We start from the raw sequence: 19,602 nt of genomic DNA, 5'->3' as shown, positions 1-19,602 counted from the left end.
CGGCGGCTTTCGACGGAGGATGCATGCCCCACCCCGCGACGAATCCCGCCATGATTCCCGGTTCGATCGGCCCGTTCGACGGCATGGACGTGCCGTGGCTGCTGCGCATGCACGCCGAGACGCGTCGCGATCGCCCTTTCATCATCTGGTCGCCATTCGATGCGCCGGCGCGGCCATGGACCTATGGCGAGTTTCACGAGCGCGTCGGGGCACTTTCCGCAGGCCTTGCCCAACGCGGCATCGTCCAGGGTGACTATGTGCTGATCCATCTCGACAACTGCGTCGAGATGCTGCTGGCCTGGTTCGCCTGCGTCGAACTCGGCGCCATCGCCGTCACCACGAATACCCGCTCGTCGGCTGCGGAGATCGAATATTTCGCCGATCATTGCGGCGCCGTCGCCGCCATCACCCAGCCATCCTATGCCGAGCTCGTCGTCGCAAATTGCCGCAAACTGCGCTGGATCGCGGTGACGTCGCACAACGCCGGCGCGTCGGCCGACGGCCATGCAGTGGGCAAGGCTGAGCGGTTCGAATCCCTGTTCGCTGACAGCGCCGATCGTCCGCGACGCCCGGTCGACCCTTGGGCGCATTGTAGCGTCCAGTATACGTCAGGCACCACATCGCGGCCCAAAGCGGTGCTGTGGACCCATGCCAATGCGCTGTGGGGCGGCAAGGTGAATGCTGCGCATCAGGACCTGCATGCGTTCGATACGCATATGACCTATCTGCCGCTGTTCCACACCAACGCACTGGCCTATTCGATGCTGGCGACGTTGTGGGTCGGTGCCTCCCTCGTGCTTCAGCCGCGTTTTTCCGCGCGCCGGTTCTGGAACGTGGCGCTCGAACATCGCGCCACCTGGCTGTCGACCATCCCGTTCTGCATGAAGGCGCTGCTCGAGCACGACGTGCCGAAGCATCATTTCCGGCTGTGGGGTGCGTCGTTCTGCGATCCGCCGGCCTTCGCCAAATTCGGCGTCAAGATCATCGGCTGGTGGGGCATGACCGAAACCATTACTCACGGCATCATCGGCGAGGTCGATCAGCCCAACACGCCGATGGCCATCGGCCGCGCCGCAACCGAATATGGCATCCGCGTCACCAACGACGACGGCACGCCGACTGCTGTGGGTGAGACTGGCAATCTCACGATCAAGGGCATTCCCGGCCTGTCGCTGTTCAAGGAGTATCTGCACAACGAAGCTGCGACCTCAGACAGTTTCGACACCAACGGCTTCTTCATCACTGGCGACCGCGTCACGCTACTCGAGCGCGGCTATATCAAGTTTGGTGACCGTGCGAAGGACATGCTGAAAGTTGGCGGCGAGAACGTTGCCGCGTCCGAGATCGAGCAAGTCGTCATCACGGTGCCCGGCGTTCGCGAGGCGGCCGTCGTCGGCAAGAAACATCCGATGCTGGATGAAGTGCCGGTGGTTTTCATCATCCCGCATGCCGGCGTGGCGCAGGCGCCACCCGCGCTGCATGACAATGTCATGGCGGCCTGCAAGAGCGGGCTGGCGGATTTCAAAGTGCCCCGCGAAATCCATTTCGTGGACGAGATGCCACGTTCAACTCTCGAGAAAGTCGCCAAGGCCGAGTTGCGCAAGCTGCTGGCCTGAGGCGAACGGCGCTTACGCGCCGAGCGCCACCGGGCGGAACACCTGCAGCAATTGCTGGTCGATCTTGTCGCCCATCTGCTCCATGATCTCGAATGCCTTGGCATGCGTGAAGGCCATGCGATAGGCGCGCCGCTCCACCAGAGCCGCGTGGATGTCGACGATGGTCATCAGGCGCACGATGTCGCTGATCTGGTCGCCGGCCAGCGCATCGGGGTAACCACTGCCATCCAGGAACTCGTGGTGATGCAGCACCACGTCGAGCATCTCGCGCGGAAAACTGCCCTGCGCCACGAGCGCTTCGAAGCCGAGACGCGGATGTTTGCGCATCTCGAGCGTCTCGTCCTCAGTGAGCTTGCCCGGCTTGTCCAGAATCGACACCGGGATAAACGCCTTGCCCACGTCGTGCACGAGAGCTGCGCGCGTGAGACGGCGCTGATCTTCGTCGCGCATGCCGAGATGCTGCGCAAAGGCCACCGCGAAACCAGTCACGAACAGGCAGTGACGATAGCTGTGATTGTGATGACGGCCGACTGCGGCCAGCCATTCGCGCAGCGATGTACGCTTGATGGCCTTCAGAATCTGGTTCTCTGCCTGCATCACGTCGTTGAAGGTGAGCGGCACGCCCGCCGGCAATTTCTCGAAGATCTTGACCATGACCGCATGCGCCGCCTCGACGCCGCGATTCAGCGCCTTGCCGCGTGCGGAGAAGTCCTCGTCATGCGGGTTTGGAAATGCCGCGCGAATACGCTGCATGATGCCACGTGCATCGAACGGCCGCGCGATCGTATCGGTGGCGCCGAGCGCCCAGGCCTGCATGGATCCGTGATGCAGCGAGTCGGCCAGCACGAACAGGCGCGGTATCGCTTCATAGGATTTGTGGCGCAGCTTGTTGCGCACGCGCTGCACGGCCTCTGCCGAACGCAGATTGATATCGACCACGATACCCGACAGCTCGCTGGGCGGTGTCTCCGGAATGGCTGACGTTGGGACAACATCGACTTCGCCGACCTTCTGCAGGATATCGACGAGTTCGCTGCTGTGATCGCTGCGGTCCGATGCCAGAAGCAGTCGGCGGCGCGCCGGCGATTGGTTGACTGAAGCGGTCATATGCCCTCGATCTATTGCGGCGAACGGGCCGCAAGCAGGACATACATACCTTGGAACAGGGTTCTTGAAGCTTAATGGGTATTGTTAATGCTTCCTGATCGTCCCCCGGAAGGTTTCATTCCGGCGGATAGCACTATCAGTCGGTTAGGGCTTTCGCGAAAACTTTAAGCAATGCCGCCTTGCGCCGGAATCCGATCCGGAAAACAATCGCGCCATGAAGACCATCAGGTTCATCCTCGGCGTCGCGACCGCCCTCGCCGTCACGGTTCCAGCCCACGGGCAGCCCGCCGAGACGAGGCCCGATCTGCCATTCACGGCAACCCTTTCGAACGCCACCCCGCTGGCTTTTGGGATGGCGGCGGATGACGCCGCCCGTATCTTGGGCACCCCGCTAACCTATGTCAGCGGCCGACCGGGCGATGAGATCTATCTGGCGATCCGCACCTTCGGCGGCAGCGGCTTCTTCGACCGCCGCGACCGCCTCTATCTCCAGTTTCGCAAGGGACGCCTGACCGGCTGGAAGGGCGACTGGGGCCGGCATTGGATGTGGCAGTAGCCGCTTTGTGAGTAGACCCGTGCTGTCGCCCGCGCCAAACAGACCTCACCCCTTAACAACGATATGGAATACCTCGTGGGACAAGACATCACGCTGACTGCATCTGACGGCTTCAAACTCGGCGCCTACCGCACCCAGCCTGAGGGCAAGCCCAAGGGCGCCGCGGTGGTGATCCAGGAGATCTTCGGCGTAAACGACCACATCCGCACGGTCTGCGATCGCTTCGCTGTGCAAGGCTATGTGGCGGTGGCGCCGTCGATCTTCGATCGCACCGAACCCAACTTCCAGTCCGGTTATTCGCCCGAGGAAATCGCCATCGCGCGCAAGTTCGTTGCTAATCCGGATTGGCCCGCGATGCTGCGCGATACCCAGGCCGCCATCGATTCAGTTGGAGATATCGGCAATGTCGGCATCATCGGCTTTTGCCTTGGCGGCAGCGTTGCCTTCGCCGCCGCCACGAAGCTGACGGGCCTCAGCGCCGCCATTGGCTATTACGGCGGCGCCGTGGTGCGCTTTGCCGACGACAAGCCGACCGTCCCGACGCAGCTGCATTTCGGCGAAAAGGATCACGGCATTCCGCTGTCGGACGTCGAGACCATCCGCGCCAAGCGGCCGGATGTGGAGATCTTCGTCTATGACGGTGCCGAACACGGCTTCAATTGCGATCAGCGCGCCAGCTACAACAAAGCCAGCGCGGATGTTGCGAGAGAACGGAGCCTCGCGTTCCTCGCGAAGCATCTGAAGTAAGCCGCCGCCCTCTCCACGTCATTGCCGGGCTTGACCCGGCAATCCACCTTTGCGGCACCAACAAGCGCTTGGGCAAAGCTGAATACCCGGGTCAAGCCCGGGTATGACGACTGAGAGGGAGCAGCCTCGATCTTTCCCTGCCAGTCGGGAGAGATTGGAACATCACTCGCCCTTCACGCCCGCTGTCTTTGCCACCGTCGCCCAGCGATCGAAATCGCGGCGCAGGCTCTTCTCGAAAGATTCGGGGCTGTCTCCGACCGGAACGAGATTGACCGCCTGCAGGCCGGCGGTCCCCTCCGGCGAATTGATGATGCGACCGAGCTCGGCCGACAGCTTGCTCACAATGTCCTTCGGCGTCGCTGCTGGCACGAAGACGCCGACCCAGCCTTCAGCCTCGAAACCGGGATAGCCGAGTTCGGCCATGGTCTGCACGTTCGGCAGCTTGGGCTTGCGTTTCTCGCCGCCCACTGCGAGCGGACGGATCTTGCCGGCTTCGAGCTGCGGACCGGCCGTGGTGAAGTCGAGGAAGGCCGCCGTGACCTGATTGCCGAGCAAGTCGTTCAAGAGCGGCGCGGCGCCACGATACGGCACATGGGTCATATCAATGCCGGTGTTCTTCTTCAGAAGCTCGCCATAAAGATGCGACGTCGTGGCATTGCCAAAAGTGCCGTACGGATATTTTCCGGGACTGGATTTGGCAAGATCGACCAGTTCCTTCACGGACTTCATCGGCTGCGCTTCGGGCACGACGAGCACGATCGGCGAGATCGCGACCTGCGTGACGGGCGCGAGATCTTTGAACGCATCGTAGGGCAATTTCGACATCAGGCTCGGCGCCTGGATGATCTGCGTGATTGCGATCAGCACCGTGTAGCCGTCGCCCGGAGCCTTGGCAGCGAAATCGTTGCCGATCACGCCACCGGCGCCCGGCTTGTTCTCCACGGTGACGGTCTGCTTCCAGGACTCCTGCAGCTTCTGCGCCAGTAGGCGCGCCGCGACATCGGTGGCACCGCCGGGCGCATAGGGCACGACGAAAGTGATGCGCCGATCGGGATAGGATTGCGCGGTCTGCGCAAATGCTTGCGAAGACAGCGCCGCTCCCAGCGCCACGATGGCTGCCAGAGTGATGCCGCGCATCACGTTGACCGACGGACTGGTCTTCATCTCTTCTCCCCCTGATATCCATATGTGCCGACATGGCGGCGCATTTCAGCGAGTTGGCCTCGCTTGATCATTGCTACAGGGCGGGAGACGATTCTGATACAGAGCAACGCGTATCCTGACGCCAATGCGCCGATACATCGCAGTCAATTTCATCGCGGGAAAGCGCGTCTATTCCGTGAAGCGGAGAAAATCGCGTGTGAGGTGATGACCGCGATCGATGCGTGCGATCAGAACCAGCGCTCGCTGACCAGCACCGTATCACCGGGATTGATCGGCGTGCCCAATGGCACCACGGCGCGGTACGAGCCCTCGACGGTGGTATGGGTCAGCGTGACTTCATCACGCTTGGCGCGTGGCGAAAAACCACCGGCGATGGCGATCGCGCTCTCGACGCTCATATTGGGCACGTAGGGATACTGTCCGGGAGCGGCAACTTCACCGAGGATGAAGAACGGACGGTAGGCTTCGATTTCGACAGCCACCGACGGCTCGCGAATGAAGCCATTGCGCAGGCGTCCGGTGATGCTCGCGGCCAAAGCAGCGGGCGTCATGCCGCGCGCTGGCACGCGGCCGATCAGCGGCATGGTGATCGCGCCACCGGCATCGATGGCGTAGGAATTGGTGAGACCTTCCTGGCCGTAAACCACCACGCGCAGCTTGTCGCCGGCATCGAGCTTGTACTGCGCATCATAGGTCGAGACCGGGGGAGCATAAGCAACCGGCACTGCTGCCGGCCCGTAACCCGGGCGACCGTAAGCGAGCGTGTCGAGATCGGCAGCCGGCGCAACCACTGCAACAGGACCCGGTCTCCGCATGCAGCCGGACAGAGCCAGCGCGGCAACCGCGACAATCAGGGGCAGACGAAACGCGCGGGCAGACGACACTGGACATATCCCTCATAGAGGCAGCCTCGGTTTTGGCCTCTTATGGTTAAAATTCCGTTGTCGTCGCCGTCCATCAGGCAGCAAAAAGCCCGCCTTCGGGAGCTCCGAAAGCGGGCTTTTGACGTTGTTTATCTACACTTAGCCGTGGTCAGCTCAGGCCGTGACACCGACCCCGATCGGGCACGACACACCGGTGCCGCCGAGACCGCAATAGCCGCCGGGGTTCTTTGCCAGATACTGCTGGTGATAGTCCTCGGCAAAGTAGAACTTCCCGGCCGGCGCGATCTCGGTGGTGATGGTGCCGAGGCCCTTCGCGGACAGTGCCTTCTGATACGCCGCCTTCGACGCTGCGACGGCATCGCGCTGTGCATCGCTGAAGGTGTAGATCGCGGAACGATACTGCGAGCCGATGTCGTTGCCCTGACGCATGCCCTGGGTCGGATCGTGGCTCTCCCAGAACGTCTTCAGCAACTGCTCGTAAGAAATCTTCTTCGGATCGAACGCCACCAGCACCGCTTCGGTGTGACCGGTACGGCCCGAGCAGGTCTCTTCATAGGTCGGGTTCGGCGTGAAGCCGCCGGCGTAGCCGACCGCGGTCGTATAGATGCCGTCGCCGAGCTCCCAGAACTTGCGCTCAGCACCCCAGAAGCAACCGAGCCCGAACACCGCCCGCTCAACTCCTTCTGGATAGGGCGGCTGGATGTTGCTGCGATTGACGAAGTGATGCTTGGCAGTGGGGATCGGCGTATCGCGACCGGGCAGTGCTTCGGCGACGGTCGGCAATGCAGCGGTCTTGCGCATGAAAAACATGGATCATCTCCCGGCGCGCTCGCGAACGAAGTGGACTCCGGTTCGCTGGACGAACGCGCAGATCTGGGGGCCAACAGCACCCGCGAGGCAGAACCGGATTCACTCCTGCCGCGCGGCGTATCTCAGGTGGCAATATAGGTATCTACGAGGGAAACGGCAGGTGTGTTACGTCGTCGAGCGCCGTTCAATTCCGCGAATAGCCGATCAACGGCTTGCTTGGCCGAAACAACAGCATCAGCACGATGCCGAGCACGCCCATGACGGCCCAGGCCGGCTGGTTGAGCAGCAATTTGAGAAGCCCGCTGAGGAACGGCGCATTGGCATCGACCATCGCCTGGAAGGAACGCTGGCTGGCCTGGTTGATGTCGTTCCAGAACTCCCCGAGCCGGGTCAGCCGCAGCGCTTGATCGGCAATCGAGCGCGCCCCATCATAGACTAGGAACACGAACCCACCGGCCAGCAATAACAGCCCTATCAGGCGGAAAAACCCGCGGATCATCCGAATCCCCTCATCGCTCTCACCCCCGGCAATACCGGGCAAACCCGAGAAATTCAACCTCATCAGCAACTTAACCGCCACTCTGCGGCTGTTTTTCGTCTAAAGGCGCAGCCGGAAGGCGTTGACGGTGGAAATCGGGCACTCTATAAGGAGCGCCAATGGCGGTGGGCGCAATCCCGCCGCCGCTGTTCTTTGAGCGGCGCGCCCCGTGAGTTTCGAAACGCGTGAGCTTTGCCGCTCCGGGGATAGCATTTTCAGGAACACCCCGGAAACAGATCAGCGTTGGCCGCAGTCGAGCGGCAGACGTCAATCAGCCCGGCGCCCGAGACGGGACGCTGCTGAAGGATAGTGAGATATGGCCAATACGACCTCCGCCAAGAAGGCGACGCGCAAGATTGCCCGCCGCACCATCGTCAACAAGTCCCGCCGCACCCAGATGCGCGGTGCAGTCCGCACCGTCGAGGCGGCGATCAAGAGCGGCGACCGCGAAGCGGCGCTGAAGGCGATGAAGCTCGCCGAGCCCGAACTGATGAAGGCTGCTCAGCGCAACCTCGTTCACAAGAATCTCGCAAGCCGCAAGGTCTCGCGTCTCGTCCATCAGATCGCGAAGCTCGCGCAGTAATCTGACGACAACATTCTTTCCAAAAAGCCCGGCTTCACGCCGGGCTTTTTTTATGCCGCAATGCGTTCGCGCTATCGCGTCACAAATTCTGATGAAGCGCAAAGACCGCCGCGCGCTTGCGCGATGCGCGTCTCGTCATGTCTCTTCAACGGCACAGCCGGAACGCACAACGCATCACACCGAGTGCCAATCCGCGTTATCGCTTGCGTCAGCGTGATTCTGAAAAAGCAACAGCGCCACGCCGCCAGCGCGAGTCCGATGTCTAGGGTTACCCTGACTCAACGCACAGAAAAAAACGCGCGGCTCTAATCACTTATCGGCATAGCGAAGCGGACCAGTTTGAAAACGCGGACTCGGCCCCTTCATTCGTAAATGAATTATGAATTTCTTTTTTCGCTGGATCGAATCTGCAACGGCACTGTCACATTACGATTCAGCGCGTTGATTCAAAACCTTGACGCATCGTCAAAAAAATCACGACGTGTTCCGGGCTGCGCAAGTGAGGCTTTTGCGGGGCACCTGAAAAATGATTCCGTTGCGAGAAACCGGGCGTGCTGTATTTCTTTAATCACTCGCGGCGCCCGCGGTTCTTCAGATCAGAGCGATTTAAGAACCAGGACGGACCTTAGGATCAGCGACGGTCTTCAGGTTAGCGACACCTTCCAAGCTTTGATCGGATCGCAGCCCATAGCAATATGGGAAGGGTTGTTCTGTGTCGAAATTTCTCGGGTATCCATTCGGATGCTTTGAAAAGAAATGCGCACCGGCCAATCGCAACCAGCAAAGCTGACGGTGCGGAAGTAAGCGGGCAGGCGAGCGGGCAAGACGACGATACGGGAATGCGACTGAACGAGTTTCGATGTTCAGCGTTGCGGACTGACTTTGAACCACATGTGAACTGACATCTTGCCGCGAGCGACCGCGGTGAGCGGGGGAGGCTTTATGCGCAAATCGACCACGACAGCATTCCAGCGACCGCGATCTGCGTCTCGTTCAGATACGGCGATCCACACCTCCGCCCACGTTCCCGACAGACCCTCCAGTACGCGCTGACCTCGCGACGAGGTCCTCTTCGACACCACTGATCTGACCTCGGCCGGATGGCCGTTGGCGGAGCTGTGCCCGAAGACGACGCGTCACACGAGGTCGCACCGCGTCTCCATACGCGGACATTCATCGGCAGCGTTGTGCCGGACACTCACTCTATCTGAAAAGTTCTCTGACAATGGCTAATATGGAACAGGATCACTGGTCTCGCGTGAAAGGTCGGCTGCGGTCGACGGTTGGCGAAGACGTTTACTCCAGCTGGTTCGCGCGGATGGATCTCGAAAGCGTGCAGGACGACAGCGTCCACCTTTCGGTACCCACCCGATTCCTGAAGAGCTGGATCCAGGCCCACTATGCCGAGCGCGTGCTGAACGCCTGGCAGGCCGAGATGCCGCAAGTTCATCGCGTCGATCTCACCGTGCGTTCGGCGATGCGCAACGTTGCGCCCGCCAACAAGGAAGCCGCAGCGCCGACCGAAGCGCGCCGCACCGAGACGTTCAACAACCGTCCCGCGCCCGAACTCCGCGCTACGGCCACCGCGCCGGTGTCCGCAAGCCATGAAGCACTCGGCGGCTCGCCGCTCGATCCGCGCCTAACTTTTGCGAGCTTCGTGCTCGGCCGCGCCAACACGCTGGCCCATGCTGCCGCGCGTCAGGTCGCCGAAGGTCGCCGCGGCGATCCGGTGATGTTCAACCCGCTTTACATCCATGCCGGCGTCGGCCTCGGCAAAACCCATCTGTTGCAGGCCGTGACCTGGGCTGGCAATTCCGGCCCCGACCGCAAGGTGCTGTATCTCACCGCCGAGAAGTTCATGTACGGCTTCGTCGCTGCGCTGAAGACGCAGACGGCGCTCGCCTTCAAGGAAGCGCTACGCGGCATCGACGTGCTGGTGATCGACGACATGCAGTTCCTGCAGGGCAAGACCACGCAGGCCGAATTCTGTCACACACTGAACGCGCTGATCGATGCCGGCCGCCAGGTGGTGATCGCCGCCGATCGTCCGCCGTCGGATCTGGAAAGCCTTGACGAACGCGTGCGTTCACGCCTCGCCGGCGGTCTCGTCGTCGAAATGAGCTCGCTCGGCGAAGAGCTGCGCCTGGGCATCCTGAAGTCGCGCGTTGCTGCGGCCCGTGCACATCATGCCTCGTTCGACGTACCGGAACCGGTGCTGGACTATCTGGCCCGCACCATCACCCACAATGGCCGCGATCTCGAAGGCGCAATCAACCGCCTGCTGGCGCATTCGAAGCTGAACGCCACGCCGGTGACGCTGGAAATGGCCGAACGCGAAGTGCGCGACCTGATCCGCCCGCAGGAGCCGAAGCGGATCAAGATCGAGGACATCCAGCGTGTCGTCGCGCGTCAGTACAATGTCAGCCGGTCCGACCTCCTGTCGTCGCGCCGCACCGCCAATGTCGTGCGCCCCCGTCAGGTTGCGATGTATCTGGCCAAGACCCTGACGCTGCGCTCGCTGCCGGAAATCGGCCGCCGCTTCGGTGGCCGCGATCACACCACGGTTCTGCATGCCGTACGCAAGATCGAGGCGCTGGTCGGCAAGGACGTGGCCCTGCAGGATGAGGTCGAGACGCTGAAGCGCCAACTGCAGGAGTAAAAGCGTCCCCGCCCCCGACGCGCCAAAGCGTGCGCCGGGGCAGGACGAGGGTGTTAACCGTCAAAACATTGGGGGCCGGAAGCGCATCTCTCTTGCGCTTCCCGGCCATCCACGCCACCTTGCGGTCCCCCGCGGGATTGAGCAAAATCCACTTGATCGAGCTTGCGGGTGTCATCGCCGCGGCGCCCATTCGGGCCGCCAGGCATTTCCACACGACACCGGATTGAATCGGGCGGGTTTTGTTATGAAGGTCACCGTCGAACGCGCGCAACTCCTGAAGTCGCTGAGCCACGTGCATCGCGTGGTCGAGCGCCGCAACACGATTCCGATCCTGGGCAACGTACTGATCCGTGCCGAAAATGCCCGGCTGTCGCTAAAGGCCACCGACCTCGACCTTGAAGTCACGGAAACCCTGGCCGCCGAAGTCGGCACTGCCGGTTCCACCACCGTGCCTGCCCATATGTTTTACGACATCGTCCGCAAACTGCCGGACGGCTCCCAGATCGTGCTCGAAGCCGATGGCGACCGCTCGGTGATGGCGATCCGCGCTGGGCGTTCGCGCTTCACGCTGCAGACGCTGCCGGAGAATGATTTCCCGGATCTCGCCGCCGGCGAAATGACGCACTCGTTTGCGCTGCCGGCCTCCGACGTCAAGCGCCTGATCGACCGCACGCAGTTTGCGATCTCCACCGAAGAGACCCGCTATTACCTCAACGGCATCTATCTCCATGCCGCCGGCACCGCAACCGCGGCGACCCTGCGTGCCGTCGCCACCGACGGTCATCGTCTGGCGCAGATCGACCTCAAATTGCCCAAGGGCGCCGACGGCATGCCGGGCGTCATCGTGCCGCGCAAGACGGTCGGTGAAGTGCAGCGCCTGATCGAGGATTTGGAAGCCGAGATCACCATCGAGCTGTCGCAGGGCAAGATCCGCTTCACGCTTGGCAATGTGGTTCTGACCTCGAAGCTGATCGACGGCACATTCCCCGACTATGGCCGCGTAATCCCGCAGAACAACGACAAGGAACTGGTGATCGACAAGAAGGACTTCGAGAATGCGGTCGACCGCGTCTCGACAATCTCCAGCGAGCGCGGCCGCGCCGTGAAACTCGCGCTGTCCGCGGGCAAGTTGGTGCTGTCCGTGACCAATCCGGATTCCGGCAGCGCGACGGAAGAGCTCGAGGTCGAATACGCCTCCGACGCGCTCGATATCGGCTTCAACTCGCGCTATCTGCTCGACATCGCTGCCCAGATCGAAGGCGAAGTCGCCGTGCTGCGCCTCGCCGATCCCGGTTCGCCGACGCTGGTACAGGACAAGGACGCCAAGGGCGCCCTCTATGTGCTGATGCCGATGCGGGTGTGAGTCTTTCAGGTGTCGTCCCCGCGAAAGCGGGACCCATAGCCTCCGAAGAACTAGTTGCAGCCAGGTAGCCACGACTCTGCCGTTTTAATTGTGCCGGCCGTGGTTATGGATCCCCGCCCCGCATGCGTCTTCGGCGCACTAGGCGGGGATGACAACGGAGATTGGCGCGGCGCGTTGCGACGGCTTTAGTTGAGTCCCATATTCACCAATGACCGCCTCCCGCATCCATCGCCTGTCGCTTACCAATTTCCGCAGCTATCGCGCGGCATCGCTGGAGGCGTCGGCGGACATGGTCGCCCTCGTCGGCCCGAACGGCGCCGGCAAAACAAATTGCATCGAAGCGATCTCGTTTCTGTCGCCCGGCCGCGGCCTGCGCCGCGCGACGCTCGAAGACGTTGCGAATAACGAAGGCGACGGTTCCTGGGCCGTGTCGGCGACTGTCGAGGGTGAGGTTGGTCTCGCCACACTCGGCACCGGCATCGATGCCCCCGCGGCAGAAGGTGCGTCCACCAGCCGTCGCTGTCGTATCGACCGTGAGCCGGTAGGCTCTGCCGCAGCGTTTGGCGATCACCTCCGCATGGTGTGGCTGACGCCAGCCATGGACCAGTTGTTCATGGGCGCCGCCTCCGAACGCCGGCGCTTCTTCGACCGCCTCGTGCTGGCCATCGACAAGGATCACTCCGGTCGCGTCTCCGCGCTCGAGCGAAGCCTGCGTTCGCGCAACCGCTTGCTCGAAGACCGGAACAGCGACGCCCACTGGCTCGACGCCATCGAGCGGGAGACAGCCGAACTCGCGGTCGCCGTCGCCGCGACACGGGGCCAGACTGCAATGCGGCTCGCAGAGATGCTCCGCGTCCGCGGCGAAGCCTCGGCCTTTCCATCCGCACTCATCATGCTCGACGGCTGGATGGAGAATGCGCTGGTCAATGAACCGGCCACAGCGGTCGAAGATCGTTATCGCCAGATCTTGCGCGATGGTCGCCCGCGTGATGCCGCCGCCGGCCGCACGCTCGACGGCCCGCATCTCACCGATCTGCAGGTGATCTATGCGCCGAAAAACATGCCGGCACGCGATGCCTCCACCGGCGAACAGAAGGCCCTGTTGATCGGGCTCATCCTCGCCCACGCCACGCTGGTCGCCGAGATGACCGGCATCACGCCGCTCCTGTTACTTGACGAAGTCGTCGCCCATCTCGACCCTGATCGGCGCAAGTCGCTGTTCGGCGAACTCTCGAAATTGGGCGCCCAGGTCTGGATGACCGGCGCCGATCCTGTTGCTTTCGCAGAAATCGGCCCATCCGGCGAGATTTTCGACGTCGCCAATGGGCGTATCACGCGGCGCCAGCCGGCCGGTTGAACCAAAGCAACACCTCCTACAACTCACTCTGAGTGCCCCGCGCCAATGATATCGCGGCCCTTGTGACGCACCTTTTTGCATGCGCGCCAGCAAACGCCGGAGACTTTCTGTGATGTTTTCAAGCAAGCACGGGACGCAGGTACGGGCCAGACGCTATCTGTTGGCCCTGCTCGTCAGCACCGCCATCGCTGGCGGCTCGCTGGCCTGCCGTGCGGAAGACGGCCTGGTGGATGTGAGAACGCTGCCGCATATCGAAGGCGCGACGGCCCGGCCGGAAGCCACCAAATATCCCAACCTCAGCGCCAGTTATTTTGGCGCGGGCACTGTGGCGGACACCATTGCCAGCACCAGCAGACTACTCGCCGCCGATGGCTGGATCGCCTACACGCCGCCACTCGAGGGATCAGATCGCAGTCGCTGGTACAAGAAGGGTGCGCAGGGTGTGTCGGCCTCTTTTATGAGCGACGGCAGTAGAACCGATCGGTCGGGCGTCAGCTACAGCTCGCAGCGCCTGGAAGTGAACCTGCCTTTCCCCGATCGTGCGATCGATATCGTCTATGACGAACGGCGGCCGTATCTTGGATGCACGACGGCTGAAACCGTTGATGCGACGCTCGCCTTCTTTCAGAAAGAACTCGCTACATTGGGCTGGTCGCCGCTGTCCGCGGGCGCAGCCGAGGCGCGTTGGCCGAATGCGAAGATCGACGAGACGATCGCGAATGGCGTGCGCGTCTATTTTTCTCGTGACGGCAACACGCGGCAATTGCCGGTGATGCTGACCTTGCAGCGGAGCGCCGATAACAAGACCAGCGTCGAAATTCGCGTCGCGCCCTTCGCGCTTCCGCAAGATCTCGCTGCGGGCCCTGAATCCGCAGGCCTGCCGCGACCGGAACGCATTAAATCCGCAGGAACCACGGGCAGCGCGGATTCCATCAAGCGTGAAGCGCATGCGCTGATCCCGGCTGAACTTGGCCCGGTGCTGGCCTTCTATCGCCGCGAACTCGGCAAGAAGGGCTGGGTCGAACAGAGCAAGGACACCGTCGTCACCGCCGATCGCGCCTCGCTCGCATTCACATCGCCGGAAGAGACGGCAACGATGCAGATCGGTCGCAAATACGATCTGGCCACCGTGCAGATAAACGTACAGGTTCTGCCATCGGTGATCACTGCGCGCGCCAAGGCCAAGAAGGAAGCAGACGACCGCTTTATCAAGGATGCACTCGCGTTCGGGCAAGCGGCTATTGCCGAAGCGGATGCGAAGCGCGCAGCGGCACAAGCCGCGCGTGGGCCGGAAACTGCGTTGCGCGCGATGGACGGTTCGAGCACACCGATTCCCGTCCCCGACACCGCCAGCGAGATCGACTTCGACGGCGCCGATGGCAGGCTCGCATTCACCAGCTCATCAAGCGTCAGCGCGTTGGCGGATTTTTACCGCAGCGGAATGAAGACGCTCGGCTGGAAGAGCACGCCGTCAGTCATCAACAATCCCAATATGGTGGTGTTGAATTTCAGCAAGGCCAAGCAGAGCATCTCAATGACGGCGATGCAGATGGGCCCGAAGGTCAATGTCACGGCGACAGGCTCGGGCCTGAAGGGCGTGCCAGTCGCGGCCGTTGCCAACACCACCACCACGGGCAACGCCAAGAGCGCCGAACAGGTTCTCGAGTCCGATGGCGACACCGATTATCCCACGCCGAAGCAGCGGACGTTGCGATCGCTGGGTACTTCAGGGCTGCCAGGCGGCGCGCCGTTCAGACATGAGTTGAGTGCATCTGTGCCTGCGGGACTGGACTCGGTTCTGGCGTTCTACCGACGCGAACTCACGCAGCGACAGTGGCAGGAAGATACGAAGAGCGCTGTCATCAAGCCGGACAGCGCCACGCTCGCCTTCAAGGCCCCCGATGGGCCGGCCATGCTGAAGCTGGAACGCCGCAACAACGAGACCACGGTCAGTCTGGTGGTGCGCCATCCCGCAGAAGCGACGAAGGCGGGCATCCTGCCTGCACTGGGCAAGGTTCGGCTGCTGTTCGGCAATATGGGTGACGCGGAAGTGTCGGTCAGCGTCAATAACAAGACGATCAAGGTCGCGCCCGGCGTGGGCGGACCGCAAAACCCGAACGGGCCGACGATGGAACTGCCGCCCGGCGCCTACAAGCTCACGATCAAGGCCGCGGGCAAGCCCGCGCATGACAGTACGATCAAGGTGGCGGCCAACGACAGCTGGGGCCTGATGGTTGGCCCTGACGGTCGGGATATCCTCCCGCTGCAGCTCTACTAAGGACAAAACGTGCAAGCGCGCCAGCGCGCGCGTCCGCCACTGCATTGGGCCATGAGATATCGTCTGTTGTAGACCACGTTCGACAGCATAAATATCTGGCCATGCTGATATTTTTGGCCGTTCATCTGTCGCGGATCGCACGCGCGTTCGGAACCGAAATGCGTTCGCTTCCGATTCCCGGACCGCGCATGATCGATGAGGCCGAATGCATCTGTTCGGTGCTGCTGGCAATCGTCTTGTCGCACGCCATCGGCGCGGAGAATGTCGGCTGGGCCGCGTTCTCCGGATACATGGTAATGCGCTCGCATGTCGCCGAAAGTTTTACGCGCGGCATCCTCCGCGTGATTGGGACGCTTGCTGGCGCAGGACTCGCGCTTGCCGCTGCGCCTTTGCTGCTGCGCCAGCCGGTGCTGCTGAGTCTCGGTCTTCTGATCGGTGGCAGCATCACCCTTTATTTCGCCATCGTCGGCCGCCGCGCCTATGCTTGGCTGTTCACCGGCCTCACTTTCCTGATGGTGCTGATCGAAGGCATGGAGCATGCGCGCGAGCCGATCCTGCGATTTGCCTCGACGCGCGTGCTCGAAGTGCTGGCCGGTACCACCGCCTGCGTCATCGTCAGTGCGATCTCGACCTGGACAGTGCGGCGCGCGCTACCGAATCCGGACAACAATCTGCGCGCCAAGCCGGTCGACCAGCCGATGCGGCAATGGCACGCCACGGTAGCGCGTCACGCTCTGGTCGGCGGCATTGCATTGGCACTGATCCCCTGGGCCTGGCAGTGGCTCGGCATCCCATCGCTCAGCCAATCCAGCATCACGATCTTCGCGGTCATGCTGGTGCCCGCCGCATCGCTGGCGGAAGGCATGCTCAGCCCGGTTTCCTCGCGCATGATGAACCGGCTGGTTGGCTGTCTCGCGGGCGGTCTGCTGGCCAGCGCAATCCTGCTGGTCAGCCAACATTCGCCTGTCGTGATGACCATCGGACTCGCGCTCGGCGTCATGATCGGCCGTCACATCGAAAATGGCCCGCCCTCCATGAGTTATGCGGGCCTGCAATTCACTTTGGCCTTCCTCGTGGTGCTGGTGCCTGACAACTACGCCAATGCCGCCCTGGAGCCCGGCTATGACCGCCTGTTTGGCATTCTGTTCGGAATGGTTCTGCTGGAGCCGGTCGTGCTGGCCGCGCATTTGATCGCCCGGCGCGGCCTGAAGGGGACCCCCGCCAAACCGGCTGCGGGATTGGCCGAAAAATAGCCTCTCGGATGCACGCAAGCCGGGCATTTCGACGCCCGGAACAGGCGCGAAATCAGGCTACGAAAACGGCCTCAAATCGGCTTGAAATGACGCCAAAAAAACCTATTTATTCAATAGCTTGCTGCGCGTTACTTTGCGCTAGGCGCAATGCGCCTTTCGTGGCACAAATAGAGCGATTCAGACGCCGTTTTCCGCGCTGATTCGGCACACCTTCGAAGGCCCCTACATGACTGAACCAGCCCGGCAACCCATCGCCGACACTGAGCATGCCATTCCCATCGAATACGGTGCGGAATCGATCCGGGTCCTGAAGGGACTCGACGCCGTCCGCAAGCGCCCGGGCATGTATATCGGCGACACGGACGACGGTTCCGGCCTGCATCACATGGTCTATGAAGTCGTCGATAACGCGATCGACGAAGCGCTTGCGGGTCACGCCAGCGCCGTCGAAGTTATTCTGAACGCCGATGGCTCGGTGACGGTGCGCGACGACGGTCGCGGCATTCCCGTGGACATTCACAAGGGCGAAGGCATTTCGGCAGCCGAGGTCATCATGACCCAGCTCCATGCCGGCGGAAAATTCGACCAGAATTCCTACAAGGTGTCCGGCGGTCTGCACGGCGTCGGCGTCTCCGTCGTCAACGCGCTGTCGAGCAAGCTGATCCTGCGCGTCTGGCGCAACGACAAAGAGCACCGCATCGAATTCGCCCATGGCGACGCTGTGGCACCACTCTCGGTGGTCGGCGATGCCAATGGCAGGCGCGGCACCGAAGTGACGTTCTATGCCTCGGCGGAAACCTTCACGACACTCGAATACGATTTCGCGACACTCGAACATCGTCTGCGCGAGCTCGCCTTCCTGAATTCCGGCGTCAACATCAGATTGTCGGATCTGCGTCATCCGGTCGAGAAGACCGAGAACATGATGTATGAGGGCGGCGTCGAGGAATTCGTCAAATATCTCGACCGCAACAAGAAGGCGATGGTGCCGACGCCGATCGTAATGCGCGCCGAACAGAGCGGCATCAGTGTCGAAGTCGCGATGTGGTGGAACGACAGCTACCACGAGAACGTGCTGTGCTTCACCAACAACATCCCGCAGCGCGACGGTGGTACCCATCTGGCCGGTTTCCGCGGCGCGCTGACGCGCCAGGTCAATGGCTATGCCGAAGTTGTCGCCAAGAAGGAAAAGATCGCGCTGACCGGCGACGATTGCCGCGAAGGTCTCACTGCCGTCCTGTCGGTGAAAGTGCCCGATCCGAAATTTTCATCGCAGACCAAGGACAAGCTGGTGTCCTCGGAAGTGCGTCCGGTGGTCGAGAACGTTCTCAACGAAGCCCTCGCCTCGTGGTTCGAGGAACATCCGACCGAAGCCAAGATCATCGTCAGCAAGGTGATCGAGGCCGGCGCTGCCCGCGAAGCCGCCCGCAAGGCCCGCGAACTGACCCGGCGCAAGGGCGCGCTGGATATCGCCTCCCTGCCCGGCAAGCTCGCCGACTGCCAGGAGCGCGATCCCGCCAAGTCCGAACTGTTCATCGTCGAGGGTGACTCGGCAGGCGGCTCCGCGAAACAGGGCCGCAACCGCGAATTCCAGGCCGTGCTGCCGCTGCGCGGCAAGATCCTCAATGTCGAGCGCGCGCGCTTCGACAAGATGCTCGGTTCCGAACAGATCGGCACGCTGATCACGGCGCTCGGCACCGGCATCGGCCGCGACGACTTCGACCTGTCGAAACTGCGTTATCACAAGATCATCCTGATGACGGACGCCGACGTCGATGGCGCGCATATCCGCACGCTGCTGCTGACGTTCTTCTTCCGCCAGATGCCGACGCTGATCGAAGGCGGCTATCTCTACATCGCGCAGCCGCCGCTCTACAAAGTGACGCGCGGCAAGTCCGAGCAGTACCTCAAGGACGAACGGGCGCTGGAAGACTACCTGATCGAGACGGGTCTCGACGATTGCATCTTCAAGCTCGCCTCGGGCGAGGATCGCACGGGCCGAGATCTGCTGGCGCTGGTGGAAGATGCCCGCGTCATCCGCTCGACGCTGAACAACCTGCACTCGCGCTATAATCGCAAGGTCGTCGAGCAAGCTGCAATCGCTGGCGTGCTCAATCCGAGGGTCACCGCTGATCTCGCCACCGCCAACGCCGCCGCCGACTACATCGCCAAGCGGCTGGATGCGCTGGCCGACGAAGTCGAGCGCGGCTGGATCGGTGAATTCCGCGAAGGCCAGGGCTTCTTTTTTGAACGCACGATTCGCGGTGTGAAGGACGTCTCCTTCATCGACGACGCCCTGCTCGGCTCCGCCGATGCGCGCAAGCTCGACGAATATGCCGGCAGCCTGCAGGAAGCCTATCCGAAATCCGGCGTCCTGCGCCGCAAGGACATCGAATTCCCGATTCACGGCCCCGTCTCGCTGTTCGAGGCCGTCACCGACGCCGGCCGCAAGGGCGTGGCCCTGCAGCGCTACAAAGGTCTGGGCGAGATGAACCCCGGCCAGCTCTGGGAAACCACGCTCGACACCAATGAGCGTTCGCTGCTGCAAGTCCGGGTCAAGGAAGTCGACGAGGCCGACGACATCTTCACCAAACTGATGGGCGATGTGGTCGAACCGCGCCGCGAATTCATCCAGGACAATTCGCTCAGCGCGAATGTGGACGTGTAAGCGGATCGCGTCCCAGAGA

Annotated in this window: 15 protein-coding genes; 10 read left to right on the top strand and 5 right to left on the bottom strand. The window is 62.2% G+C overall.

Going from position 1 to position 19,602, the window contains the following annotated elements:
• The first annotated feature begins 23 nt into the window (after positions 1-23).
• Positions 24-1,616, top strand: a complete 1,593-nt coding sequence (locus tag AB8A23_RS06305; protein WP_231078749.1) for an AMP-binding protein — start codon at positions 24-26, stop codon at positions 1,614-1,616.
• Between the two features lie 12 nt (positions 1,617-1,628).
• Here the strand turns inward: AB8A23_RS06305 and AB8A23_RS06300 are convergent, their stop codons facing one another.
• Positions 1,629-2,723: an HD-GYP domain-containing protein gene (locus tag AB8A23_RS06300; RefSeq protein WP_089263417.1), complete on the bottom strand. Its 1,095-nt coding sequence runs from the start codon at positions 2,721-2,723 to the stop codon at positions 1,629-1,631.
• Between the two features lie 214 nt (positions 2,724-2,937).
• On the opposite strand from AB8A23_RS06300, the gene AB8A23_RS06295 reads away from it, so the two are divergent.
• Positions 2,938-3,279, top strand: a complete 342-nt coding sequence (locus AB8A23_RS06295; protein ID WP_439060120.1) for a hypothetical protein — start codon at positions 2,938-2,940, stop codon at positions 3,277-3,279.
• 75 nt (positions 3,280-3,354) lie between these two features.
• Complete coding sequence (locus AB8A23_RS06290; protein WP_439060121.1) at positions 3,355-4,026, top strand: dienelactone hydrolase family protein; 672 nt, start codon at positions 3,355-3,357, stop codon at positions 4,024-4,026.
• A 162-nt stretch (positions 4,027-4,188) separates the two neighbouring features.
• Here the strand turns inward: AB8A23_RS06290 and AB8A23_RS06285 are convergent, their stop codons facing one another.
• The 4 genes from AB8A23_RS06285 to AB8A23_RS06270 form a co-directional block, all read right to left on the bottom strand.
• Positions 4,189-5,190 carry a Bug family tripartite tricarboxylate transporter substrate binding protein gene (locus AB8A23_RS06285; protein WP_439060122.1) on the bottom strand — a complete coding sequence of 334 codons (1,002 nt, stop codon included), beginning with the start codon at positions 5,188-5,190 and terminating at the stop codon, positions 4,189-4,191.
• A 227-nt stretch (positions 5,191-5,417) separates the two neighbouring features.
• Positions 5,418-6,074, bottom strand: a complete 657-nt coding sequence (locus tag AB8A23_RS06280) for a polysaccharide biosynthesis/export family protein (RefSeq protein WP_439060123.1) — start codon at positions 6,072-6,074, stop codon at positions 5,418-5,420.
• A gap of 153 nt (positions 6,075-6,227) precedes the next feature.
• Positions 6,228-6,884 (bottom strand): peptide-methionine (S)-S-oxide reductase MsrA, encoded by a 657-nt coding sequence (gene msrA / locus AB8A23_RS06275; protein ID WP_439060124.1) that lies wholly within the window; start codon positions 6,882-6,884, stop codon positions 6,228-6,230.
• Positions 6,885-7,068: 184 nt separating this feature from the next.
• Positions 7,069-7,383 (bottom strand): hypothetical protein, encoded by a 315-nt coding sequence (locus AB8A23_RS06270; protein ID WP_068729932.1) that lies wholly within the window; start codon positions 7,381-7,383, stop codon positions 7,069-7,071.
• Positions 7,384-7,738: 355 nt separating this feature from the next.
• Between AB8A23_RS06270 and rpsT the strand changes: the two genes are divergently transcribed.
• The 7 genes from rpsT (at position 7,739) to gyrB (ending at position 19,583) form a co-directional block, all read left to right on the top strand.
• Positions 7,739-8,005 (top strand): 30S ribosomal protein S20, encoded by a 267-nt coding sequence (gene rpsT / locus AB8A23_RS06265; RefSeq protein ID WP_068729934.1) that lies wholly within the window; start codon positions 7,739-7,741, stop codon positions 8,003-8,005.
• Between the two features lie 1,225 nt (positions 8,006-9,230).
• The gene (gene dnaA, locus AB8A23_RS06260; RefSeq protein WP_089263412.1) at positions 9,231-10,664 is read left to right on the top strand and encodes a chromosomal replication initiator protein DnaA; all 1,434 of its coding nucleotides are present in this window, start codon (positions 9,231-9,233) and stop codon (positions 10,662-10,664) included.
• Between the two features lie 244 nt (positions 10,665-10,908).
• The gene (dnaN, locus tag AB8A23_RS06255) at positions 10,909-12,027 is read left to right on the top strand and encodes a DNA polymerase III subunit beta (RefSeq protein ID WP_089263411.1); all 1,119 of its coding nucleotides are present in this window, start codon (positions 10,909-10,911) and stop codon (positions 12,025-12,027) included.
• A 208-nt stretch (positions 12,028-12,235) separates the two neighbouring features.
• Positions 12,236-13,384 (top strand): DNA replication/repair protein RecF, encoded by a 1,149-nt coding sequence (gene recF / locus AB8A23_RS06250; protein ID WP_439060125.1) that lies wholly within the window; start codon positions 12,236-12,238, stop codon positions 13,382-13,384.
• A gap of 109 nt (positions 13,385-13,493) precedes the next feature.
• Positions 13,494-15,662: a hypothetical protein gene (locus AB8A23_RS06245; RefSeq protein WP_439060126.1), complete on the top strand. Its 2,169-nt coding sequence runs from the start codon at positions 13,494-13,496 to the stop codon at positions 15,660-15,662.
• 158 nt (positions 15,663-15,820) lie between these two features.
• Complete coding sequence (locus tag AB8A23_RS06240) at positions 15,821-16,915, top strand: FUSC family protein (protein ID WP_439060127.1); 1,095 nt, start codon at positions 15,821-15,823, stop codon at positions 16,913-16,915.
• Between the two features lie 226 nt (positions 16,916-17,141).
• On the top strand, positions 17,142-19,583 hold the full coding sequence (gene gyrB / locus AB8A23_RS06235) for a DNA topoisomerase (ATP-hydrolyzing) subunit B (RefSeq protein ID WP_231078742.1): 2,442 nt from the start codon (positions 17,142-17,144) through the stop codon (positions 19,581-19,583).
• Positions 19,584-19,602: the final 19 nt, after the last annotated feature.

Origin of the sequence: Tardiphaga sp. 619_E2_N8_4, from assembly GCF_051810905.1 — a bacterium.
GTDB lineage: Bacteria > Pseudomonadota > Alphaproteobacteria > Rhizobiales > Xanthobacteraceae > Tardiphaga > Tardiphaga robiniae.
Note: the sequence above shows the minus strand (reverse complement) of the source record. Positions and strands in the feature narration are given on the sequence as shown.